The organism is Faecalibacterium sp. IP-3-29 (assembly GCF_023347335.1).
In the GTDB taxonomy this organism is placed as follows: Bacteria; Bacillota; Clostridia; order Oscillospirales; family Ruminococcaceae; genus Faecalibacterium; species Faecalibacterium duncaniae.
Genome location: NZ_CP094471.1, coordinates 1,438,986 through 1,462,650 on the forward strand (window position 1 = coordinate 1,438,986; position 23,665 = coordinate 1,462,650).

24 protein-coding genes, 1 tRNA gene and 1 other annotated feature are annotated in these 23,665 nt (G+C 55.2%); of the genes, 19 read left to right on the forward strand and 6 right to left on the reverse strand.

Features of this window, described 5'->3' with window-relative positions:
• Positions 1–10: 10 nt before the first annotated feature.
• The 6 genes from dxs to tyrS all read left to right on the forward strand — a co-directional run bounded on the left by dxs (position 11) and on the right by tyrS (position 7,357).
• A complete protein-coding gene (dxs, locus tag MTP40_RS06890; protein WP_249260064.1) occupies positions 11–1,888 on the forward strand; it encodes a 1-deoxy-D-xylulose-5-phosphate synthase in 1,878 nt (625 codons plus the stop codon).
• A complete protein-coding gene (locus MTP40_RS06895) occupies positions 1,885–2,688 on the forward strand; it encodes a TlyA family RNA methyltransferase (RefSeq protein ID WP_035394439.1) in 804 nt (267 codons plus the stop codon). Before dxs ends, MTP40_RS06895 begins: the two co-directional genes overlap by 4 nt.
• A gap of 34 nt (positions 2,689–2,722) precedes the next feature.
• Complete coding sequence (locus MTP40_RS06900; protein WP_097771968.1) at positions 2,723–3,574, forward strand: NAD(+)/NADH kinase; 852 nt, start codon at positions 2,723–2,725, stop codon at positions 3,572–3,574.
• Between the two features lie 28 nt (positions 3,575–3,602).
• Positions 3,603–4,091, forward strand: coding sequence for an arginine repressor (locus MTP40_RS06905; RefSeq protein ID WP_005934198.1), 489 nt, complete (start codon positions 3,603–3,605; stop codon positions 4,089–4,091).
• Between the two features lie 18 nt (positions 4,092–4,109).
• A complete protein-coding gene (gene recN, locus MTP40_RS06910) occupies positions 4,110–5,786 on the forward strand; it encodes a DNA repair protein RecN (protein ID WP_005934201.1) in 1,677 nt (558 codons plus the stop codon).
• Positions 5,787–5,820: 34 nt separating this feature from the next.
• Positions 5,821–6,073 (forward strand) — a binding site (T-box leader).
• 66 nt (positions 6,074–6,139) lie between these two features.
• On the forward strand, positions 6,140–7,357 hold the full coding sequence (gene tyrS / locus MTP40_RS06915) for a tyrosine--tRNA ligase (RefSeq protein WP_097771118.1): 1,218 nt from the start codon (positions 6,140–6,142) through the stop codon (positions 7,355–7,357).
• Between the two features lie 98 nt (positions 7,358–7,455).
• Here tyrS and MTP40_RS06920 read toward each other — a convergent pair whose 3' ends face one another.
• The 5 genes from MTP40_RS06920 to asd all read right to left on the reverse strand — a co-directional run bounded on the left by MTP40_RS06920 (position 7,456) and on the right by asd (position 12,153).
• Positions 7,456–7,923 carry an ACT domain-containing protein gene (locus MTP40_RS06920; protein ID WP_097771119.1) on the reverse strand — a complete coding sequence of 156 codons (468 nt, stop codon included), beginning with the start codon at positions 7,921–7,923 and terminating at the stop codon, positions 7,456–7,458.
• 36 nt (positions 7,924–7,959) lie between these two features.
• Complete coding sequence (locus MTP40_RS06925) at positions 7,960–9,252, reverse strand: CapA family protein (protein ID WP_242700790.1); 1,293 nt, start codon at positions 9,250–9,252, stop codon at positions 7,960–7,962.
• 46 nt (positions 9,253–9,298) lie between these two features.
• Positions 9,299–10,057 (reverse strand): 4-hydroxy-tetrahydrodipicolinate reductase, encoded by a 759-nt coding sequence (dapB, locus tag MTP40_RS06930; RefSeq protein ID WP_249260065.1) that lies wholly within the window; start codon positions 10,055–10,057, stop codon positions 9,299–9,301.
• A gap of 78 nt (positions 10,058–10,135) precedes the next feature.
• A complete protein-coding gene (gene dapA / locus MTP40_RS06935) occupies positions 10,136–11,029 on the reverse strand; it encodes a 4-hydroxy-tetrahydrodipicolinate synthase (protein ID WP_156069870.1) in 894 nt (297 codons plus the stop codon).
• 41 nt (positions 11,030–11,070) lie between these two features.
• Entirely contained in the window at positions 11,071–12,153 is a 1,083-nt protein-coding gene (gene asd / locus MTP40_RS06940; protein WP_035394444.1) for an aspartate-semialdehyde dehydrogenase, read from the reverse strand.
• Between the two features lie 154 nt (positions 12,154–12,307).
• On the opposite strand from asd, the gene queA reads away from it, so the two are divergent.
• The 8 genes from queA (at position 12,308) to MTP40_RS06980 (ending at position 17,462) form a co-directional block, all read left to right on the forward strand.
• Entirely contained in the window at positions 12,308–13,336 is a 1,029-nt protein-coding gene (gene queA / locus MTP40_RS06945; protein WP_097771258.1) for a tRNA preQ1(34) S-adenosylmethionine ribosyltransferase-isomerase QueA, read from the forward strand.
• A 143-nt stretch (positions 13,337–13,479) separates the two neighbouring features.
• The gene (tgt, locus tag MTP40_RS06950; protein WP_156061155.1) at positions 13,480–14,625 is read left to right on the forward strand and encodes a tRNA guanosine(34) transglycosylase Tgt; all 1,146 of its coding nucleotides are present in this window, start codon (positions 13,480–13,482) and stop codon (positions 14,623–14,625) included.
• A gap of 83 nt (positions 14,626–14,708) precedes the next feature.
• On the forward strand, positions 14,709–15,029 hold the full coding sequence (yajC, locus tag MTP40_RS06955) for a preprotein translocase subunit YajC (protein ID WP_005934224.1): 321 nt from the start codon (positions 14,709–14,711) through the stop codon (positions 15,027–15,029).
• Between the two features lie 65 nt (positions 15,030–15,094).
• Positions 15,095–15,481 (forward strand): TIGR04086 family membrane protein, encoded by a 387-nt coding sequence (locus MTP40_RS06960; RefSeq protein WP_005934226.1) that lies wholly within the window; start codon positions 15,095–15,097, stop codon positions 15,479–15,481.
• Between the two features lie 35 nt (positions 15,482–15,516).
• Positions 15,517–16,299, forward strand: a complete 783-nt coding sequence (locus MTP40_RS06965; RefSeq protein ID WP_249260066.1) for a hypothetical protein — start codon at positions 15,517–15,519, stop codon at positions 16,297–16,299.
• A gap of 166 nt (positions 16,300–16,465) precedes the next feature.
• Positions 16,466–16,541: transfer RNA gene (locus MTP40_RS06970), tRNA-Thr, on the forward strand.
• Between the two features lie 180 nt (positions 16,542–16,721).
• Positions 16,722–17,282 carry a TetR/AcrR family transcriptional regulator gene (locus MTP40_RS06975; protein WP_098922354.1) on the forward strand — a complete coding sequence of 187 codons (561 nt, stop codon included), beginning with the start codon at positions 16,722–16,724 and terminating at the stop codon, positions 17,280–17,282.
• A 15-nt stretch (positions 17,283–17,297) separates the two neighbouring features.
• Positions 17,298–17,462, forward strand: a complete 165-nt coding sequence (locus MTP40_RS06980; protein WP_215665692.1) for a hypothetical protein — start codon at positions 17,298–17,300, stop codon at positions 17,460–17,462.
• A gap of 72 nt (positions 17,463–17,534) precedes the next feature.
• Here the strand turns inward: MTP40_RS06980 and MTP40_RS14515 are convergent, their stop codons facing one another.
• Positions 17,535–17,696: an NINE protein gene (locus MTP40_RS14515; protein WP_442900449.1), complete on the reverse strand. Its 162-nt coding sequence runs from the start codon at positions 17,694–17,696 to the stop codon at positions 17,535–17,537.
• A 636-nt stretch (positions 17,697–18,332) separates the two neighbouring features.
• Here MTP40_RS14515 and MTP40_RS06990 point away from each other — a divergent pair.
• From MTP40_RS06990 to MTP40_RS07010, 5 genes are all read left to right on the forward strand, one after another.
• On the forward strand, positions 18,333–19,205 hold the full coding sequence (locus MTP40_RS06990; RefSeq protein ID WP_249260068.1) for a sugar phosphate isomerase/epimerase family protein: 873 nt from the start codon (positions 18,333–18,335) through the stop codon (positions 19,203–19,205).
• Positions 19,206–19,232: 27 nt separating this feature from the next.
• Complete coding sequence (locus MTP40_RS06995; RefSeq protein ID WP_005934242.1) at positions 19,233–20,459, forward strand: Gfo/Idh/MocA family protein; 1,227 nt, start codon at positions 19,233–19,235, stop codon at positions 20,457–20,459.
• A 56-nt stretch (positions 20,460–20,515) separates the two neighbouring features.
• Complete coding sequence (locus tag MTP40_RS07000) at positions 20,516–21,526, forward strand: Gfo/Idh/MocA family protein (protein ID WP_005934245.1); 1,011 nt, start codon at positions 20,516–20,518, stop codon at positions 21,524–21,526.
• A 32-nt stretch (positions 21,527–21,558) separates the two neighbouring features.
• Positions 21,559–22,446 (forward strand): sugar phosphate isomerase/epimerase family protein, encoded by an 888-nt coding sequence (locus MTP40_RS07005; protein WP_005934249.1) that lies wholly within the window; start codon positions 21,559–21,561, stop codon positions 22,444–22,446.
• A 218-nt stretch (positions 22,447–22,664) separates the two neighbouring features.
• On the forward strand, positions 22,665–23,627 hold the full coding sequence (locus MTP40_RS07010; protein WP_035394446.1) for a PhoH family protein: 963 nt from the start codon (positions 22,665–22,667) through the stop codon (positions 23,625–23,627).
• Positions 23,628–23,665 lie beyond the last annotated feature (38 nt).

Below are 23,665 nucleotides of genomic sequence, written 5' to 3' on the forward strand. Positions count from 1 at the left end.
ACGTGAATTTATGAATTCGCCTTTGCTGGAGAAAATCTCTCAGCCCAGCGATCTGAAAAAGCTGTCCAGTCAGCAGACCGTGCAGCTTTGCGCAGAAATCCGTGAATTTCTTCTGGATAACGTATCAAAGACCGGCGGCCATCTGGCATCCAATCTGGGTGCTGTGGAGCTGACGGTGGCTCTGCACCGGGTGCTGACCACCCCCACGGATGAGATCGTGTTTGATGTGGGCCATCAGTGCTATACCCACAAGCTGCTGACCGGCCGCCGCGAGGGCTTTGCCAAGCTGCGGCAGCTGGATGGCATTTCCGGTTTCCCGAACCCAAACGAAAGTGAGCATGATGCTTTTATTGCCGGTCACGGCAACACCGCGCTCTCGCTGGCCGTGGGCATTGCCTGGGCCAAAAAGCTGCGGGGCGAGCCGGGACAGGTGGTTGCCCTCATTGGTGACGGTGCCTTTACCGGCGGTATGGTCTACGAGGGCATGAACAATATCGGCGGGCTGGACAATCTGCTGGTCATCCTGAACGACAACAAGATGTCCATTTCCAAGAATGTGGGCGCGTTGTCCCGCTACCTGAGCCATCTGCGCACCACCAGCCGCTATTACGATGCCAAGGAAAATGTGCGTTCCTTTCTGGATGGCGTGCCTGTCATCGGCCCACCGCTGAAATCTGCGATCCAGAACAGCAAGGCCATGGTGCGCAGGGCAATGTATCATTCGACCATGTTTGAGGATATGGGCTTCCACTATTATGGTCCTTTTGATGGTAACAATGAGCCGGAGCTTGAAGGGATCCTGCGCGATATCCACAGGCAGCCCGGCCCCCATTTCCTGCATGTCGTGACCAAGAAAGGCAAAGGCTATGCCCCGGCTGAGAGCAACCCCGGTAACTTCCACGGTGTTTCGACCTTTGATCTGGTCAACAGCATCCCGGACCCTGAGGTGGCTCCCAAGGAGTCTTTCTCGACGGTGTTCGGCAATGTCCTGAACAAGGAGGGGGCGGAAAACCAGAAGATCTGTGCCATCACGGCCGCAATGAAGTATGGTACGGGCCTGCAGTTCTTTGCACACACCCACCCCAAGCGTTTCTTTGATGTGGGCATGGCAGAGCAGCATGCTGTGACCTTTGCAGCGGGCCTTGCCAGCCAGGGAATGCTGCCGGTAGTCTGCATCTACTCCACCTTCCTGCAGCGTTCCTATGACCAGATCATCCATGATGTGAACCTGCTGAAGGAGAATGTTGTCCTTGCCATCGACCGGGCCGGTTTTGTTCCGGCAGACGGCGAGACTCATCAGGGAATCTTCGACCCGGCCTTCCTCAGTCAGGTGGGAATTCCTGTCTATTCGCCCTCCAACTATGCCGAACTGCGGCACTGGCTGCCCATCCTGCTCAGTGATGAGATGCAGGGTCCCCGGGCAATCCGGTATCCCCGCGGTGGTGAGAGCGCAGCACTGGCGCAGTTTGGCTGTTCCGGCAGGGAATATGACCGGCTCTATACCGCCCCTGATGCTAAGACTGTAATGGTCAGTTACGCCGACGAAGTCGAGGATGTGCTGACTGCGGCGAAGCTTCTGGGCAAAGAAAATGTTCCCTGTGATGTTTATAAGCTTGTAAAGATATATCCCTTTACACCTGAGCTTATTTCTGAAATTTCAAGATATGACGTTGTTTTGTTTGCGGAGGAATGCGTAGCCTGCGGCGGCATCGGTGAGCATCTGGAAATGGCTCTGCGGAAAGCAGGATGGCGGGGTGCTTATATCCATCGTGGTGTGGAGGATGTGCGTCTGCCCCATGCGACGGTTCCGCAGATCAAGCAAAGCACCGGCCTGGATGCAGAACATCTGGCACAGGCCATCCGTACATGGAAAGGAGCAGAATCTTGAAGATTCGTTTGGATCAATATCTGGTTCAGCATGGCCTGATCCAGAGCCGTGAGCGCGCCAAGGCGATGATCATGTCCGGCGTGGTCTTTGTCAATGAACAGAAGGTAGACAAAGCCGGTGAGATGATCAAAGAAGATGCCAAGGTGGAGGTGCGCGGCCATGATATCGGTTATGTCAGCCGCGGCGGCCTGAAGCTGGAAAAGGCGATGCAGTGTTTTCCGCTGACCCCCAAGGGGAAAGTCTGCATGGACATTGGCGCATCCACCGGCGGCTTTACCGACTGTATGCTGCAAAATGGGGCAGTCAAGGTCTACGCAGTGGATGTGGGCTACGGTCAGCTGGCATGGAGTTTGCGCACCGATGAGCGAGTGGTCAATATGGAGCGCACAAACATCCGCAACGTGACCCTTGACCAGCTGGCAGAGCCAATCGAGTTTTTCAGTGTAGATGTCTCTTTTATCTCGCTGCATCATATTTTCCCGGTGGCGCAGGCCATCACCACTCCGGACGCTATGGGTGTCTGCCTGGTCAAGCCTCAGTTTGAGGCTGGCCGCGAAAAGGTGGGCAAAAACGGCGTTGTCCGTGACCCTGCCACCCACCGTGAGGTGCTGCACAATGCCATGGGCTATGCTGCTGCCAACGGCTTCAAGGTCTGCGGACTGGATTTCAGCCCCGTCAAGGGCCCTGAGGGAAACATTGAATATCTGATGTTCGTTCAGAAGAGCGATGAACCCGGTGCGCTGGATGATTCGGTTGCTGAACAGGTGGTGGTATCCAGCCATTCTACGCTGGACCGCTGAACCATAATCCATAAAATCAGGGAGGGCGCGGACGATGACCGTCTACATTTCCCCAAACCCCGGCAAGGCTATGGCCTACGGCATTTCCCAGCGTGCGGCGCAGATCCTGCTGACCCATGGGGCACAGGTGCTGATGCAGGACGGCCTGCAGGCCGAGTGCATGACCATGGGCGTGGAGTATCTGACCCAGAAGGAATGCCTGGAACGGACGGATGTCATCCTGACCATCGGAGGAGATGGCACCATCCTGCATGAAGCCAACCTCTCACTGGAATACAGAAAGCCCATTCTCGGCATCAATCTGGGCCGGTGCGGCTTTCTGGCTACCTGTGAGGTCGATGAAATGGAAGCCAAGCTCTCCGCCGTAGCCCGGGGTGAATATTTTCTGGATAACCGGATGCTGCTTTATGTCCGTGTGCTGGGGGATGACAGCTGGGAGGGCCATGCCCTGAATGATGTGGTTATGACCAAGGGCCGCCTGCAGCAGGCAGTGGATTTCAGCATCTATTGTGATGATATCCTGGTGGAGCATTACCGGGGCGATGGTGTCATTGTGGCAACGCCCACCGGCTCCACCGCTTATTCTCTGGCGGCAGGCGGGCCGATCCTTGATTCTCAGACCAAGGGCATCGTTGTCACACCCATCTGCCCCCACAGCCTTGCCAGCCCGGCCATGGTTTTTGCGCAGGAGCGCAAGATCAACCTCTGTGTGGGCCAGGTGGCAGATGAAGAAGTTTTTATCAGTTGTGATGGGAATGCGGGCTATTCCGTAAAAGCCGGAGCCACCGCGGAGGTGCGGCTGTCTGATCAGGTCGTGCAGCTCATCACCTTCAGCAAGGCCGACCAGTTCCAGGCCATTGACCAGAAACTGCGCGGCAGACGATGACACAAACACAACGAAGGGAGAAGATCACATGGGACGCACCAGCCGAGGGGATAACAAAAGCAAGCAGCAGCGGCAGCAGACCATCCTGCGTCTGATCCAGGAGAATCCCATCAGCCGACAGGAGACTCTGTTGGAGTACCTGAGCAAGGAAGGTTTTGATGCCACACAGGCGACCATTTCCCGCGATATCCGGGAGATGAACCTTGTCAAAGCTGCCACCACCACCGGCTACCGCTATGTTTCCAGCCACAGCGAGGCACTTAACCCCAAGATGCAGGCCCGGTTTGAGACCATCTTCCATGAATCTGTCCTGGGGGTGGACTTTGCGGGCCATGTGGTGCTGGTAAAGTGCTACTCTGGCATGGCCAATGCGGCCTGCGAGGTGTTTGACGCACTCAAGTGGAAAAATGTGGTCGGCACCCTTTCTGGTGACGATACCTTTCTGATCGTGGCCCGCTCAGAGCGGGACGCAAAGACCATTTGCACCGAGCTTGGGCATTACATCGGGCAGAAATAAAGGCAGGAGAGAACGAACATGTTGAGCAGTCTGCAAATTGAAAATGTTGCAGTCATCCAGAAGGCCAACGTGCATTTTGAGAAGGGCCTGAATGTCCTTACCGGCGAGACCGGTGCGGGCAAATCTATCCTGATTGACTCCATCAATGCCATTCTGGGCAACCGCACCTCCAAGGATCTGGTGCGCACGGGGGCTGCAAAAGCAGTCATCCGGGCGGCATTTGATGATGTTCCGCCTGCAGTGCTGGACAGCCTGGAAAAGGCAGGATATGAGCGCTCAGAAGCGCTGACCCTGAGCCGTGAGATCACTGCCGAGGGCAAGAGCACCTGCCGCATCAACGGAATGCCTGCCACAGCAGCCATTCTGCGGGAACTGTGCGGTGGGCTCATCAACATCAACGGCCAGCACGATTCCGTAGGCCTGTTGAACCCGGCCCGCCATGAGGGTATCCTGGATGCCTACGCCCAGAACGGGGCGGTGTATCAGGAGTATTATGCTGTTTACCGGGAGCTTATCAAGGTCAAAAAGGAGCTGGATGCCATCATCACCGATGAGGGTGAAAAACAGCGAAAGATCGATCTGCTGAGTTATCAGGTACAGGAGATCGAGGATGCCAGCCTGACCGCAGGCGAAGAGGAGACGCTGATGGCCCGCCGTAAGGTGCTGGCAAATGCCTCCACCATCCGGGAGCGCATCTCCCAGAGCTATGCGCTGCTTTCGGGCGGAGATGATGCCCCGGGTGCCGTTGATCTGCTGGGGGAAGCCTCCAATGCGATCGATGGAGCCGCCCAACTGGACAGCGGCCTTTCTGCTGCCGCCGGACAGCTGCTGGATCTTTATTACACCGCAAAAGACCTTTCTGCTGACCTGATCGGGCGGCTGGAGGGCTACGAGACGAATGATGCAGAGCTGGATGAGATCGAACAGCGGATGGATCTGATCTACAAGCTCAAGCGAAAATACGGTGATACTGTGGAAGATATCATCGCCTTTGGACAGCAGGCAAGGGAAGAGCTGGACCGCATCCAATTCTCACAGGAGCGGACAGAGCATCTGCAGGCTGAAAAGCATCGGCTCTATGTACTTGCCCGGGATAAGGCCGAGGTGCTGACCCAGACCCGCCTGAAAGCCTTTGAGGAATTGAACAGGCGCATCTCCGGCACACTGGATTTTTTGAACATGCCCGGTGTCCGCATGACCCTGCGCCATACCCGCGGCCCGTTGGCCAGCCATGGCCAGGACAGCGTGGAGTTTTATATTTCCACAAACCCCGGTGAGGATCCCAAGCCGCTGGCAAAAATCGCTTCCGGCGGTGAACTGAGCCGTATCACGCTGGCAATCAAAAATGCCATGGCCGATAAGGACGCAGTGCCTACGGTCATCTACGATGAGATCGACAGCGGCGTATCCGGCAAGGCGGCCAGCCGCATCGGTGAGGTGCTCAAACAGAGCGCAAAAGATCACCAGATCCTCTGCATCACCCACACAGCGCAGATCGCTGCACTGGCCGACTGCCATCTGCTTATCCAGAAGAATATCACGAATGAGCGAACCTATACCGAGATCCACCCGCTGGATACCGAGGGAAGAGTGGACGCACTGGCGCATATCATTTCTGGTGACCATGTCACGGAGCTTTCCCGTGCCAATGCCAGAGAGATGCTGGGGCTGGCCGAGCATGAAACCGGTGATTGACAACCCTGCTGATTTGTGCTAAACTGATTTTTGTTGAAAGACGTTGAAGGGAACAAGTACCTTGTTAGTGTCTGCCCAGAGAGACCCCGGTTGGTGCAAGGGGTGTGCAGAACAACAGGGGAAATACCTCCCGGAGTTGCAGGCTGAATGCTTTGGCTAGTAGGCTGTGCCGCGTGCGAGCGTTACAAACGCAGGAGTGTATCCCATCTCTGTGGGGCGCACTCGTGAGGCCGTTTCCGTGAGGGGGCGGCAAACAGAGGTGGTACCGCGATTTTCTCGCCCTCTGCCAAATTCATTTTTGGCAGGGGGCGTTTTCTTTTGTCCTCTGCCCGATAAAACAGGAGGATAATCCCATGACCCTTTACGAAGAACTGCAGGCTCGCGGTCTGGTAGCCCAGATCACCGACAATGAGATCATTGACCTCATCAACAACGGCAAGGCCACTTTCTATATTGGCTTTGACTGCACTGCAGACAGCCTGACTGCAGGCCATTTTATGGCCCTGACCCTGATGAAGCGCTTGCAGATGGCTGGCAATAAGCCCATTGCCCTGATCGGCGGCGGCACCACCATGATCGGTGACCCCTCTGGCCGTACCGATATGCGCAAAATGCTGACCAAGGAGGATATTGCTCACAATGCAGCCTGCTTCAAGAAGCAGATGGAGAAGTTCATCGATTTCTCTGAGGGCAAGGCTCTGATGCTGAACAATGCCGACTGGCTGCTGAACCTGAATTATGTTGAGCTGCTGCGTGATGTGGGTGCCTGCTTCTCCGTCAACAACATGCTCCGCGCCAAGTGCTATGAGCAGCGCATGGAGAAGGGCCTGTCCTTCCTCGAGTTCAACTACATGATCATGCAGAGCTACGACTTCTACTACATGTTCCAGCACTACGGCTGCAACATGCAGTTTGGCGGCGATGACCAGTGGAGCAACATGCTGGGCGGCACTGAGCTGATCCGCCGCAAGCTGGGCAAGGATGCCTACGCGATGACTATTACCCTGCTGACCGATTCTCAGGGCAAGAAGATGGGCAAGACTGCAGGCAATGCGGTCTGGCTCGACCCCAACAAGACCAGTCCCTTTGAGTTCTACCAGTACTGGCGCAATGTCGGCGATGCTGACGTGATGAAGTGCATCCGGATGCTGACCTTCCTTCCGCTGGAGCAGATCGATGAGATGAGCACCTGGAAGGATCAGCGTCTGAACGAGGCCAAGGAGATCCTGGCCTACGAGCTGACCAAAATGGTGCACGGCGAGGAAGAGGCTGAGAAGGCCCAGAACGCTGCCCGTGCCCTGTTCAGCGGTGCTGCCGACACTGAGCACATGCCCTCCACTCAGCTGACCGAAGCGGATCTGACCGATGGCTCCATCGGCATCCTGACCCTCATGGTCAAGGCCGGTCTGGCCGCTTCCAACGGCGAGGCCCGCCGCCTGGTCGTGCAGGGCGGTGTCCTGGTGGATGGTGAAAAGGTAGCTGCTCCCACTGTCAGCTTTACCGCTGATCAGCTGAAGAACGGTATCGTCATCAAGAAGGGCAAGAAGATCTACCACAAAGTGACCCTGTAATCTTTTAGAACCAGCGTATGATAAAAGCCCGGCGGCATCCGATTTTTGGATGCCGCCGGGCTTTTTACGTTTATGTGATATTCACAGAGAAGGGCAGCTTACAGCTCAAAGGCCTTCTTCAGCACATCGTAAGCGGAGTCCTCGTTCTCACTGCGCACCAGCAGAGAAATATCCAAATCGCTGGTGGTAATGAGCAGAACCTCGATGTCAGCCATGGCCAGTGCGTTCAGGGCCCGGGCAGCTACACCGCAGCTGGTGACCATGTCCTCACCAAAGAGGTTCAGCTTGGAGTAACCAACGCTGATCAGCGGGGAGGCCTTGGCATCCTTGTCAAGATTGGCGGCAGAGATGGCCTTCATCACCAGCGTCAGATCGCTGGCAGATGCGGTAAAGCTGAAATCGATGTTGGTACCGTGAGGGGCGCTCTGACTGATCATATCCACCACAACGCCGGTATCGGCAAAGATCTGCAGGTAGCGGGCCAGGCTGTTGCCCTTGAACTCCACATCCTGTACACTGATCATCATCAGGCTGGGCTCAATGTTGATTTTGGAAACACCATACATAATGAACACTCCAATCTGCCCCAAAGGGCTGCAAATTCAGGCGAGCGCCAAAAACGCGCTGTTGATGTTGGTCTGTAATACGTTCTGAATGTACTCTATCCCAAAGCTGGGGTAGGCGGCCCGGACACCGTGCGCCTGCGCCAGTTCCGACGTGTAATCCCGGAAGAGGTAGGTGCGGACGTTGGATTTACCGGCATCATAGTGGGTCACGGTGGGATGTAATTGCGGGGAAGCGACAGCGCAGTGAACGCTGCCATCCGGGTCCGTCGTCTTGTTCAGCTCCAGTGTCAGGATGGCACCGATGAGTTGATCCGGTTTGCTCTGGGTGCTGAGGAAATTTCCCAGGGAATAGGCCACAAAGGTCTGACGGCCATCCACAGAGGTCTTCCACTCGGCATCCTGCACCACATGAGGGTGCGTGCCCAGAATAACATCCGCACCCCAGTCGGAAAGCTGCTGGGCGAGGTCCCGCTGGATCTGGGTGATCTTGTGGCTGTCCTCCACGCCCCAGTGAACTCCCACCACCACGAAATCGGCCAGCTCACACGCCCTGCGCACCTGTTGTTCCATCACATCCCGCTGGCTGGTGTAGATGACATTGGCCGTCATGGCACTGCTCTGCGGGATGCCATTGGTGTGGTCGGTGTAGGAGAGGTAGGCAATCGTCACACCGTTTACCGTCTGCAGGGGGATGGTACTATAATCGCTCTCTCCGTACCACAGGCCGGTCGTGACCACATCTTCCGGCATCTCGTCCCAGAACCGCAGCGTTGCTGCAATACCTTTGGCACCTTTATCGTAGGTGTGGTTGTTGGAAAGACTGAACACCTGGATGCCTGCCCGGTAAAGAGCCTCTGCGCATTCACCGGGGGTAGAAAAGCAGGGATAGGTGGAAGGCTCCAGTTCCTTGCTGCAGAGCGTTTCCTGGTTGATCCAGTTTACATCCTGCGCGGCATAAAAATCCAGCAGGTGCTCGTAGCAGTAGTCAAAATTATATCGCTGGCCTTCCGCTGCCCGGCGGGCTGCCTGTTTGTAGATGGGAGCATGGATCAGATTGTCCCCGGTGGCCGAAAAACGCAGTGTGGTTGTAACAGGCTGCGGTTCCGGTTCGGGCGGGGAAACGCTTTCAGCGGTCGAAGGCTCGTCCTCAAAAGGGCCAAGCACGATGCCGGGAGTCTGGAAGCGCCAGAAGCCCAAGCAGGCCAATGCCGCACCAGCCACCAGCAGCACGCCCATCATCCTCAGAAAAACGGGTTTTCGTTTTCGCCGGTTCTGCAGTTCGTGCCGCGAATGTCGTTTCGTGGATGCAGCGTGTCTTGCCTGTTCCATTCCGTCAGCCCTCCTGCCACTCAAAATGGTGGAAGACGCAGAGACCTTACAGCTCTGCGATCATGTTACCCATATTGTACAGGCCCGGCTCTTTTTTTGCAAGATAGACAGCAGCATTTATTGCGCCATTTGCAAAAACACTGCGGGAATATGCAGTATGCTTGAGGGTGATGACCTCGTCCGGACCGCAGAACAGCACCTCGTGGTCGCCCACGATGCTGCCTCCGCGCACGGAGCTGATGCCGATCTCCTTGGGGTCGCGCTTCTGGCGCACAGAGGAACGGTCGTAAACATAATGATATGCGCCGTTGTTCTCTTCGTTGATGGCATCGGCCAGCATCAGGGCAGTGCCGCTGGGAGCATCCAGCTTGTTGTGGTGGTGCTGCTCCACGATCTCCACATCATAGTCTGCACCCAGAATGGCCGATGCACGCTTGCACAGCTCCGACAGCAGGTTGATGCCGATGGACATGTTGGCGCTCTTGAACACGGGCACAATGCGGGACAGCTGCACCACCTTCAGCTGCAGCTCTTCGGAAAGGCCAGTGGTGCAGACCACGATGGGCATCTTGTGTGCTTCGCAATAGGTCAGCGCTTTTTCCACAGCAGCAGGAGCGCTGAAATCAATGATGACACCGCCCTTGCCGTCCAGCTTATCCAGACTGTCGTATACGGGGATGCCGTTCTGCTCACCGTCCTGCTGGTCGATCCCGGCGACCACGCGGCAGTCACTCCGGTTTGCAATCATCTCGCAGAGGGCGTGGCCCATCCGGCCGCCAATGCCCTGAATGATAATATCCGTCATTTTTGTTTCCTCGTTTTCTGTTGTAACGGCAAATGCCCGGGAGAAACCATTTCCACCGGGCATTGTGCGTTGTTTCGTTTATTCCCGAATCAGACCTTCGGCCTCCAGTGCCTGCTCGATCTTCTCCTTGTGGGCATCACTGGGCTCGACCAGCGGCAGACGGCAGGGACCGGCCTCCCAGCCCAGCACATTCATGGCGTACTTGACAGGGATGGGATTTACTTCGCAGAAGAGTGCATCCGCCAAGGGCAGGATCTCCAGCTGCAGCTTGCAGGCAGTTTTGGTGTCACCCTCAAACCATGCCTTGCAGCAGTTGTGCACCAGCTCAGGCTTGACATTTGAGACCACACTGATGACACCCTTGCCGCCCAGAGATAGCAGGGGGACCACCTGATCATCGTTGCCAGAGTAGATGTTCAGCTCGTCGCCGCACAGCTGAGCGATCTTGGCCACCTGAGAGATGTTGCCGGAGGCCTCCTTGATGCCGTTGATGAGCGGATTCCGGCTCAGCTCCAGCGCTGTCTCGGGGGTGATGTTCAGGCCGGTACGGGAAGGCACATTATACAGGATAACAGGGATGCCGCCCGCCTCGGCCATAGCGGTAAAGTGAGCCACCAGACCTGCCTGCGTGGTCTTGTTGTAATAAGGGGTCACCAGCAGCAGGGCATCGGCACCGCAGGCAGCAGACTTTGCTGCCAGTGCACAGCCGTGATCGGTATCATTGGAACCAGCACCCGCAATAACAGGCACCCGGTGGTTGACCGTCTCGACCGTAAACTTGATGGCGGCCAGCTGCTCCTCATCGGTCATGGTAGAGCATTCGCCGGTAGTTCCGCAGATCACAATCGCATCGGTGCCCCGTGCAATCTGATTTTCAATGATGCGGCCCAGCTCATCAAAGTTGATGCTGCCATCTTCGTACATGGGGGTGATGATCGCCACCGCCGCGCCGGTAAAGACAGGATTCTTCATAGTATAAAACTCCTTTGTACGCTCCGTCAGGAACGTGTTGTTCAGTCAAAATAGCCCTTTGCCGCCAACAGCTCAGCCAGCAGCACGGCACCGCCGGCAGCGCCGCGCAGGGTGTTGTGGCTCATGCAGGCGAACTTGTAGTCAAACAGGGTGTCCTCGCGCAGGCGGCCGATGCAGACAGCCATGCCGTTCTCGGTGTTGCGATCCAGCTTGGGCTGAGGACGATCGGGCTCAGTGAAGTAGTGAAGGAACTGCTTGGGTGCGCTGGGCAGGTTCAGCTCCTGTGCAGGGCCGCGGAAGTTAGCCCAGGCCTCGAGCATCTGCTCCTGGGTGGGCTTTTTGTCAAAGCTTACAAACACGGCAGCGGTGTGGCCGTCAGAAACGGGAACACGGAAGCACTGCGCAGTGATCGTGGGCTTCTCGGCGTTGACGATCTGATCGCCCTCGATGTGGCCCCACAGCTTCAGCGGCTCGCGCTCGCTCTTCTCTTCCTCACCGCCGATGTAGGGGATAACGTTATCTACGATCTCGGGCATCCGGTCAAAGGTCTTGCCTGCACCGGAAATGGCCTGATAGGTGCAGACCAGAGCCTTGTTGACACCAAACTCCTTCATCAGAGGATGCAGGGCAGGCACATAGCTTTGCAGGCTGCAGTTGGACTTGACCGCAATGAAGCCGCGCTTGGTGCCCAGACGCTTGCGCTGGGCAGGGATGATCTCAATGTGGTCCGCGTTGATCTCAGGCACGACCATGGGAACGTCCGGGGTAAAGCGGTTTGCGCTGTTGTTGGAGACCACGGGACACTCAGCCTTTGCGTAAGCCTCTTCCAGTGCCTTGATCTCGGCCTTGGGCATATTGACTGCGCAGAAGATGAAATCGACCTGAGAAGCGACCTCTTCCACCTTGGCGGCATCCAGCACGACCATCTTCTTGACGCTCTCGGGCATTGGAGTGGTCATTGCCCAGCGGCTGCCAACGGCATCCTCATAGGTCTTGCCTGCGCTGCGGCCGGATGCGGCCAGCGTGGTCAGCTTGAACCAGGGATGATTCTCAAGCAGGGTCACAAAACGCTGCCCCACCATACCAGTTGCACCAACGATACCAACTTTATACTGTTTTTCCATTTCCAGCACCTTTCCTTTCAATAAAAAGCAAATTTACATCGAACACGGCTTGCAAACAAGCCGACCTTGCAATATAATAGATACTGTTTATACAGATTTTATGATAACATTGATACGGCACTCGTGTCAATCATCGGAAAGGCAAATGCAAAGCATGTTAAAAAAAGATTTTTGGTATGATTTACCCAAAGAACTCATTGCACAGGAGCCTGCAGACCCCAGAGATTCGGCCCGGCTCATGGTTCTGAGCCAGAAGGACGACAGCATCCAGCACCGGATCTTCCGCGATCTGCCGGAATATCTTGAGCCGGGTGACCTGCTGGTGGTCAACAACTCCAAGGTGCTGCCCGCCCGCATCGTGGGGGTCAAACAGCCCACCGGTGCTGTGTGTGAGCTGCTGCTTCTGCGGCAGGTCAAGGGAGATCAGTGGGAGTGCCTGGCAAAGCCCGGCAAGCGGATGCAGCCCGGCACCAAGGTTAGTTTTGGTGACGGCACCCTGACCGCTGTGGTGGACGAAACGCTGGAGGATGGCAACAAGTTTGTTACATTCTATTATGACACCGAGACCCTTTATGAAAAACTGGATGAATTTGGCAAGATGCCGCTGCCGCCCTACATCACCAAGCAGTTGGAAGATCAGAGCCAGTATCAGACGGTCTATGCCAAGGAGCTGGGCAGCGCTGCTGCACCCACGGCAGGCCTGCACTTCACCCCGGAGCTGATGGATACCATCCGTTCCAAGGGTGTCGGAATTGCTGAGGTTACCCTGCATGTGGGTCTGGGAACCTTCCGCCCCGTGCAGGAGGACGAGATCACAGATCACAAGATGCACAGCGAGTGGTATTCCATCAGCGAGGAGACTGCTCAGCGCATCCGGGAAACCAAGGCCGCCGGGCACCGCGTGATCGCCGTTGGCACCACCAGCTGCCGCACGCTGGAAGCCGCCGCCGCAAAATATGGCGAGATCAAGGCCTGCAGCGGCAATACCTCTATTTTTCTCTACCCGGGTGTCAAGTTCAACTGCATCGATGGCCTGATCACCAACTTCCACCTGCCGGAAAGCACCCTCATCATGCTGGTCTCTGCCCTCTACGGCTACGAAAAGACCATGGCTGCCTATAAAGTTGCCGTAGAGGAAAAGTACCGCTTCTTTTCCTTCGGCGATGCGATGCTGATCCTGTGATCCCTCAGCACCCGCTCTCCCAAAAGCCCAAAACACTGCCGGATCCGTTTCGGCAGCTCGGTATCCACCACTTCTGAACCTGCCGCCTGCCCGGCGGCACAAGGCTGTACGGCTGTTTTCCGTACACAGAAAGGAAAAAACTTATGCCTTCTTTGACCACTTTTAAGCTGCTCAAGCAGGAGCACAACGCCCGGCGGGGTGAGTTCAAGACCGTGCACGGCACGGTGCAGACCCCTGCCTTCCAGAATGTTGCCACCGCCGGTGCCATCAAGGGCGGCCTGTCCGCGCAGGATCTGCAGCGGATCGGCACCCAGGTAATGCTCTGCAACACCTACCACCTGCATCTGCGCCCCGGTGATCAGCTGGTAGCCGATATGGGCGGCCTGCACAAGTTTACCCGCTGGAACGGCCCCATCCTGACCGACAGCGGCGGATTCCAGGTGTTCAGCCTGTCCAAGCTGCGTAAGATCACGGAAGAAGGCGTGACCTTTGCCTCTCATCTGGACGGCCACCGCATCTTTATGGGCCCTGAGGAGAGTATGCAGATCCAGGCAAACCTGGGCTCCACCATCGCAATGGCTTTTGATGAGTGTGTGGAGAATCCTGCCCAGCACGCGTACTCCAAAGCCAGCTGTGAGCGCACCACCCGCTGGCTCAAGCGCTGTAAGGCTGAGATGGCCCGTCTGAAGCAGGAGGGCAAGGCCACCAACCCCGACCAGCTGCTGTTCGGCATCAATCAGGGATGCACCTTTGCTGACCTGCGTGTAGAGCACATGAAGCAGATCGCGGAGCTGGAGCTGGACGGCTACGCCATCGGCGGTCTGGCCGTGGGTGAGCCTGCTGAGGTGATGTACGAGATGATCAGCGAGGTGGAGCCTTATATGCCCAAGGATAAGATCCGCTATCTGATGGGTGTCGGTACCCCTGGCAACATGATCGAGGCTGTTTCCCGCGGCGTGGATCTGTTTGACTGCGTCATGCCCAGCCGCAATGCCCGCCATGGCCACCTGAATACCTGGGGCGGCATCATCAATATCAAGAACGCAAAGTATGAGCGGGACGAGCGCCCCATTGACCCCACCTGTGGCTGCCCGGCCTGCCGGAACTACTCCCGTGCCTATATCCGCCACCTGTTCAAGGCAGAGGAGCTGCTGGGCATGCGTCTGGCCGTTATGCACAACCTGTGGTTCTACAACCACCTGATGGAGCGTATCCGCGATGAGTTGGACGCAGGCACCTTTACCGCCTTCCATGACCGTTACGTCAAGCTGCTGGATACAAGAATTTGAGCTTTTTCATGCTTTTCCCTTGCAAGAGGGAGCAGAAGCGGTTATAATGAGTTTATCTGAATTTTGAGAGGAGACTTTGTCCCATGCAATTTCTGACTACTACCACTGAAAGCTATATCAGCCTGTTCTTCACCCTGGCTCTGATGCTGGTTCTGCTCTACTTTATGATCTATCGTCCCCAGAAGAAGCAGGAGAAGAAGGATGCTGCCATGCGTGCAGCTCTGGAGATTGGTGATCAGGTCGTGACCATCGGCGGTATTGTTGGCCGTGTGGTCGCCATCAAGGATGACACCTTTGTTCTGGAGACCGGTTCCGACCGTGTGAAGATCCGCTTCACCAAGAATGCGATCAGCTCTGTTGAGAAGCTGAACATGGACAATGCTCCTGCCAACGCAAAGAAGTAATCTCTAAAAGCAAGGTCTTTTTTACCCGCCCCTCTGCATACAGTAGTGCAGGGAGGCGGGTTTTTATGTTGGAACAGAAGAAGTTACCCATCCTGGAAGCACTGGCCGCATTCGGCATTGGTGGGATATTCACCGCCGCCTGCATGGCCGGGCTGGCCTACCTGATGGCAAACCAGAGCCTTGCGCAGAGCACTGCCTGGCCCATGGTCAGTGCCATTGTCTGTGCCGGGAGCTTTTGCAGCGGCTGGCTCATGGCGTTTTTCTATCACAGCAGAGGCCTTATCTGCGGTGCTGTACAGGGCGGACTGTTTGTTCTGCTTCTGCTGGGGTTCGGTCTTTCGGAGGGCATTGAACCAACGGAAATGCAGCTGACCCGCTTTGCACTGGTATTCGTTTTTGGCTGTCTGGGCGGAGTGTTCAGCATCCTGCGTACAGAACGGCACCGGCATTGAGAATTTACAGCAGAAAAACAGGAGGACAGGGAAGTATGTGGGTCTATCAGGAAACACCGGAAACCGCAGCGGCAAAAGCACTGCCCGAAGCGATCATGCCGACAGCACAGGAAGAGCAGCTAAAACAGAAGAACGGTGGAGTTCTTCCTGAGACAGCGCAGGAAAAAAGGCGATCCATCCCGGCGGCGTTCTCTGAGAGGTACGGAAACACACCGGAGAGAGCCGCTGTGCACCGAAGCAAGCTGAGCAGGGAAACTATCCTTCTGGCGGCGGCGTACCTTCTGGGGACCTTTCTGGCGGGTGTGGCGGCAGCGCGTTGTGTGGCAGGCGATGCTGAAACGCTTTCCTATTACCTGAACTGCTGGCAGAGCCTGTTTTCTGTGCAGGATGCCGCCGGGGCAGTGCGCCTGTTCCGAACGGAATTTTTCACTGTGGCAGGTGCACTGACGGCAGTGCTGTTCCTGGGGCTTTCCGCCCTGGGGCCGCTGCCCATCTTCCTTTTTGCGATGCTGTATGGGACAGGCTCCGGATTGCTTTCGTCCAGGCTGCTTGTGGATTTGAACCCACGGACAGCATTTGTGCTGCTCTGCGTCTGCGGTATCCCTGCATCCCTTGCGGCCGGAACGCTGTGCACGTTCGGCGCATCCGCACTGCAGGTAAGTGGAAGGCTCTGTTCAGCCGCATTCGGGCGCGGAGGACAAGCCCCCGGCACAGGCGCGCTTTTGGGTCAGTTTTCCCGGATGCTGTTTCTGCTCCTGCCACTTTGCGGTGCGGCAGTGGGAATGCTGTATCTGGCAGGGCAGGCGAAACTTATATGAGCTGAAAAAATCTCTGGCAAAAGAGTTTGTGATGCCTACGATAAGAATTGAATAGGGCAAATCATTACGAGATGGCTTTTTGCAAAGTTCCGGAATTGTTTTTGCGTAGGGAGTACTTGACAGGTATTCTCTTTTATGCTAAACTATCTATCGTTGCAGAACGCGTGCTACTGTGGCTCAGCTGGTAGAGCAGCTCACTCGTAATGAGCAGGTCGCCTGTTCGAATCAGGTCAGTAGCTCCAAAAGTCCTATGAATCTACGATGAATTTCGTCTGGTTTATAGGACTTTTTTGTTATTCTGTTTCTGTATAAAAAAGATTCTCGCATCGTTTTTGCATCTGTAATGTGATTGTTTGCGGATTTCAGAGAATATGGTACAATAAAGCCAATCATTTTGAGGAAGGAGCTGAACACAGCGCACAATGTACACGAACCATATCAACCCCGTTGCCCAGAAAAATCAGGATGCATTTTGCACGGCACTGTTTCAGCTTTTACTGAAAAAGCCGCTGGAAAAGATCTCCGTCACAGAGCTGTGTCACATGGCAGACCTCGACCGAACCACCTTTTACCGCAGCTTTGAATCCAAGGACGATGTGCTGGATTACTATCTCGACCGGCAGATGACCCTGCTTGCGGGGCAGCTGCCGGCGTACAGTACCCTGGAAAAAAACCTGACTGCGCTGTTCCGCTGGACGTATGCGGAGCGAAAGAACCTTTGTGTCCTGATGGATTGCCATCTGACCAGTTTTTTCAGTGATGCGTTGAGCGAGAAGATCATCCTTGTTCTGATCTCCAACATCGAAGTCGGGGATGCAAGACAGTTTGTGCCATGGCCCGTTTCATTGCCGGGCGAAAATCGATACTTCCGCAACTCGTTCATCGGGGCATATATGGGTTTTTTCAACAGCTGGCGCTATGGAAACTTTGCAGAACGACCAGAGGATCTGGCCAAATGTATGGCTTCGTTCTATCTTCACTGAGGAGGGTGAGACGGGATGGCGGACTTGCGGAAAGAGGAGTTGTTCCCAGCGGATGCATTTGGATTGTTCTATCTGCAGATCACACGCATCCCCGGCGGATGGCACCGCCATGCAGAGTATGAGATCTTCTACCACATCAGCGGCCCCATCGTCTTTGAAGTCGCGTCACCAGATGCATAGAAAAATCCCCCCAGAGATTTCTGACTGCAGTGTCAGAGCTCTGAGGGGATTTTGCGTGTCAAGAAACGGAGATCAGATATCGATCATTCCGTTTTCGTCCTTCGGAATAGGGAGTGCGATCAGGAGGTCAACCAGAGAAAATGCAAGGCCGAGACCGGTCCAGCCGACAAGCAGGTAGAAGATGCCCAGTTTCCAGCGGTGCTCCAGAAAGCGGTGTGCACCGCACCAGCCCAGAAAAACAGTAAGAGGACATAGATCCGCTTATCTACCTTGTGGCGGAGGCGGGTCTCCTCCCAGGGGATATCAGCGGAATTGCGCAGGACAGGGGTCTCAGTCTTCGTCTTGGACATGGGTTTGAACTCCTTTGATTGGTCTGAAAACAACTCAAACCTGCCCACGGGGGACAGGTTTGAGTCAGTGTGAGCCTCAGTGGCAGATCAGCTCACGGTTTTGAACACTCGGCAAAGGTGAGTGTTCCTGAAGGAAGGCAAATCAGGCGTTCTCAGTCTGATTTTAAAAGTCTGCCACGGCCCTTAAGAATCAAAGGAGCCGATCTCCAAGGTCTAATATATCAGTTTGTTCGATGATTGTCGTGTGTAAATCCTGTGCCATTTACATTGTAAATCCTGCTGTTCTGTTTTCCGCTGCCAAGAAATCGAAGTCAAAGATGGACATTTTGCACAGTTTTTCTCCTTTTTTCACCCCACAAGATTGGTTTGATGCACCTTGTTTTATGATATGCAACAAAACAGCAAAATCTGTTGCACAGCGTGCTAAAAAAACCGAAAAAGATTTGTGCGGCATTTTTTTAACAATTGTGATATATTACTTACAGTAAGGCTTGTATCCTACACAAAAAAGGAGATTTTTATGAAGGATATTTATATTTCCGGCTTTGCCGATGAGATCAGCTCATCTTTTGATGAGCAGCTCAAGACAGTCCGTGAGCTTGGAATGCAGTACATCAGCCTGCGCAGTGCAGATAAGAAAGGGATCGCCGACTTTACCGTTGAGGAAGTCAAGACCGATCTGCTGCCCCGCCTGCAGGCCGCTGGTGTTGGCGTTTCCAGCCTGGGCAGTCCCATTGGCAAGGTCAGGATCGACGATGAAGAGGGCTTTGAAAAGCAGTGTGCTCAGCTGGAAACGCTGTGCGAGATCGCTAAGGTCCTGAATTGCAAGTACATCCGCATGTTCAGCTTCTTTATGCCGGAAGGCAAGGATCCTGCCGACTATCGTGACGCTGTCATTGAGAAGCTGCGCAAGTTCATTGCCATTGCTGAGAAGCACGACGTGATCCTGATGCACGAAAACGAGAAGGATATCTATGGTGATGTTCTTTCCCGCTGTGTTGACCTGATGCAGACGCTGAACAGCGCACACTTCAAGTCCGCATTCGACTTTGCAAACTTTGTACAGTGCGGCGAGGATACCGCCAAATGCTGGGATGCTCTCCGCCCGTACATTGTATATATCCACATCAAGGATGCCGTTTCTACCGACAAGGAGAATGTGCTCTGCGGTACCGGCGAGGGAAAGATCCCCGAGCTGCTGCACAAGGCCATCGTGGAAGAGGGCTATACCGGCTTCCTGACCCTTGAGCCGCATCTGGTGCTGTTTGACAGCCTGCAGAGCCTTGAGACCACGGATGCAAAGAACATCATCCGTGAGAACAAGTATAAAAACGGTGCTGAAGGTTACGCCGCACAGTATCACGCACTGTGCGATATTCTGGCAAAATTCTAACGTAACAGAAAAAAGGAGAAGATTCAAATGGAAAAGACTGAAGGAAAGATCCGTTATGGCCTGATCGGTATCGGTGCTCAGGGCGGCAGCTACGCTCGCTTCCTGACCAACGCTCCCGCTCCGTTCCCCGGCATGGTCTGCGCACCGTGCCCCGACAACTGCGCACTGGGCGCTCTGTGTGATATCGACCCCGAGAAGGAGAAAATGTGCAAGGAGCAGTACCCCGATGTGCCCTTCTTCAAGGATTGGAAGGATATGATCGCCAGCGGCACTGTTGATGCCATCATCACCACCGTTCCTCACTACCTGCACCACGAGATCTCCATCTACGCTATGGAGCATGGCATGAACGTTCTGTGCGAGAAGCCCGCCGGTGTCCGCAGCAAGGATGTTCAGAAGATGATCGCCTGCGCTAAGGCTCATCCCGAGGTTTCCTTCGGCATCATGTTCAACCAGCGTACCAACAAGCTGTATCAGAAGATCAAGGAGATCGTTGCCAGCGGTGAGCTGGGCGAGATCCGCCGCTCTCAGTGGATGATCAACTCCTGGTGGCGTCCTGACAGCTACTACCAGCAGAGCGCATGGCGTGCTACCTGGGGCGGCGAAGGCGGCGGTGTCCTGGTCAACCAGGCTCCCCATCAGCTCGACCTGTGGCAGTGGATCTGCGGTATCCCCGTGAAGGTCTTCTCCAAGAATATCAACGGCTGCCATCGTAACATCGGCGTTGAGAACGACGTGACCATGCTGGTCGAGTTCGCTAACGGCGCTACCGGCACCTTCACCACCTGCACCCACGATGCCATCGGCACCGATCGTCTGGAGATCGACCTGGACGGTGGCAAGATCGTTGTTGACAACAGCAAGACCGCTCATGTCTACCACTACATCGACAAGGAAGGCAACCCCTGCACTGAGGATTACCTGAACGAGCACATGAACATGATGGAAGTTGCCATGCTGACCAGCGGCAATGGTGCAGGCTCCAAGCTGTACACCGAAGAGACCTTTGAGAACAACGATGGCTGGGGCTTCCAGCACACCACCGTTATGCAGAACTTTGCTGCTCACATCCTGACCGGCAGCCCGCTGCTGGCTCCCGGCGAGGACGGCATCAACGGTGTCAACCTGGCAAACAGCAGCCAACTGTCTGCATGGACCGGCCGTGAGGTCTCCAACCCCTGCGATCCCGAGGAGTATGCGGCTGAGCTGAACAAGCTGATCGAGGCTGAGGGCAAGTTCCCTGTCCGCGAGTAATCAGTATCCCTGAAAAAAGCAATGCCTGTTCCAGGCTTACAAGGAGTTGCGTTTCCATGAAAAGAGCTGCGATCATTGGCTGCGGCACCATCTTTCAGGTTCATCTGCCCATCATTGTGGCAAATCCTGAGATCGAACTGTGTGCCGTGTGCGATAACAATCCCGCTGTGCAGGAAAAGCTGCCTGCTGCAGCAAAGGCCGTGCCGTTCTATACGGACTATGAGGAGCTTCTGGAAAAGGAGCATCCCGATGTGGTACATCTCTGCCTGCCGCATTACCTGCATGTGCCCGTGTCGGAGTATTTTGCTTCCCACGGTGTGAATGTCTTCTGCGAGAAGCCGGTGGGTCTGAACACCGCACAGGCCAAGGAGTTTGTGGAATTTGAGGCTGCGCACCCTGAGGTCAAGATCGGCATCTGCCTGCAGAATCGTCTGAACCGCACCACCGTTGAACTGAAAAAGATCATCGATGGCGGCGAATATGGCAAGGTCATCGGCTGCCGCGGCTTTGTACCCTGGTTCCGCGGCAAGGCTTACTATGACGAACAGCCCTGGCGCGGCCAGCTGGAAACTGCTGGCGGCGGCTGCATGATCAACCAGAGTGTTCACACGCTGGATCTGCTGTATTATCTGTGCGGCGACATCGATGCCATCCATGGCTCAGTGAATCAGCTGGCAGATTACGGCATTGAGGTCGAGGACACCGTAGCTGCCCGCCTGCACTTTGCTAATGGTGCAAACGGTGTGTTCTTTGCCACCAACTGTGATTACACCAACGAGAGCGTCCAGATCAAAGTTGCATGTGAAAAGGCTTCCTTCCTGATCGAGGATGATGCTTTGTTCCGGATCGACGCAGATGGTGTGCGCACCAAGCTGTGCGAGAATGAGAAGCTGCCCGGTGCCAAGTTCTATTTTGGTGCTTCTCATGGCATCCTGATCAACAAATTTTACCGTGCCATTGAGAACAACACAGACGATTACATCCATGTAAGAGATGCGGAAATGAGCATCCGGCTGATCGATGCCATCCATGCAAGCAGCAAGGCTGGCCATCCCGTTGCTCCGTGACCGCAAAACACAGATAGAAGGAGAAATGAACCATGGCAAACAAAGGTTTGATCGGTGTTCAGATGAGCACCATTGCCCCTGCTAAGATGCCTCACTTTGACGCATACGAGAGCATGGGCAAGCTGGCCGATATCGGCTATCACTGTGTCGAGATCTCTCAGGTCCCCATGACCGCTGAGAACGTTGCAGGTTTCCGCAAGGCTATCGATGAGCTGGGCCTGAATGTCTCTTCCTGCACCGCATCCACCTCTCCCATGCTGCCCGGTATGCCCGGCGAGTTCCTGTGCAATCCCGACGACTATAAGAAGATCGTTGAGGACTGCCGTAAGCTGGACTGCGATATGCTGCGCATCGGCATGCTGCCCATGACCTGCATGGGCAACTACCAGAAGGCTGTGGATTTCGCCAAGGAAGCAAATGAGTATGCTCTGAAGCTGAAGGAAGACGGCATTGACCTGTACTACCACAACCATCACGTAGAGTTCGTTCGTTACGACGGCGAGTTCCTGCTGGACATCATCCGCGCAAATGCTCCTGCTCTGGGCTTTGAGCTGGACAGCCATTGGATCCACCGCGGCGGCCAGGACCCTGTTAAGTTCATTAAGAAGTATGCCGGCAGCATCCGTCTGGTCCACCTGAAGGATTACCGCATCGGTGAGATGCCCATCCCCGAGGGCGGCGTGGACTTCACCAGCAAGGAAGGCATGATGAAGTTCATGAGCAACTTCACCAACATTGTGCAGTTTGCTGAGGTTGGCGAGGGCACTCTGGATATGCCCGCTATCATCCAGGCTGGCCTGGAGGGCGGCGGCGAGTACTTCCTGGTGGAGCAGGATGACTGCTATGGCCGTGATCCGTTCGATAGCCTGAAGATCAGCCACGACAATCTGGTCAAGATGGGCTTCGGCGACTGGTTCTAATTGAAAAGTTTCTGAGGAGTCGTTTTTTACGATCCAATAAATGAAATCGATGCTGTTTTGCAGAAATGCAGAGTAGCATCGATTTTTTATGTTTCAGGGTTCTGCTTTGTAACACGCTCCAAAATGTTGAAAATATTTTGTGCAAGTTTCACAGTTTTCTATTTGAGCCTTTGGTGGTACAATAGATGTGGAAATTCATAAACCGCTGGAGGAGCTACATGGCCGAAAAAAGTATTGAGTTGGATAGTGTGGAGATCGCCGCTGCCATCTTTGGCAACTGTGACCGCAACATTCGTCTATTGGAAAAGGAGTTCTCTGTCACGGCAGTCTGCCGGGGTACGATGCTTCGCCTCTCTGGCGAGGAGGCCAACGTGGCCGCTGCTGTGCGTGCCGTGGAGGGGATGCTGCTCCTGATCGAAAACCACACGCCGCTGGAGGATCAGACGGTGCGCTACTGCCTGAGCCTTGCTCACGATGGAAAGGAGCAGCGTGTCCGGGAGCTGACTGAGGATTTTGTCACGGTCACAGTCAAGGGCCGCCCCATCCGCCCCAAGACACTGGGACAGAAGGAATATCTGAATGCTATCCGCAAGAATGCTGTGACCTTTGGCGTAGGTCCCGCCGGTACCGGCAAGACCTACCTGGCCGTTGCGATGGCGGTCAAAGCGTTCAAGGCCAAGGATGTTTCCCGCATTGTGCTGACCCGCCCCGCCGTGGAAGCAGGCGAGAAGCTGGGTTTTCTGCCCGGTGATCTGCAGCAGAAGGTAGACCCTTACCTGCGTCCTCTCTACGATGGCCTGTTCGATATGCTGGGTGCCGAGACCTATGAGCGCCTGGTGGAAAAGCAGATCATTGAGGTTGCTCCGCTGGCATATATGCGCGGCCGCACGCTGGATGATTCCTTTATCATCCTGGATGAGGCGCAGAATACCACACCGGAGCAGATGAAGATGTTTCTGACCCGTATGGGTGTAGGTTCCAAGGTGGTTGTGACCGGCGATGTGACCCAGATCGATCTGCCGGACCGTACCCGCAGCGGCCTTGTGGATGCGCTGCATATTCTCAAGAACGTGGATGGCATTGCACAGTGCTATTTTACGGAGAAGGATGTTGTCCGCCATCGTCTGGTGCAGGAGATCATCAAGGCCTACGAAGCGGCTGCGCACCCGGCCAAGCGTTGAAACCGACGCGGAAAGCTGCAATTGCAGCATAAAATGAA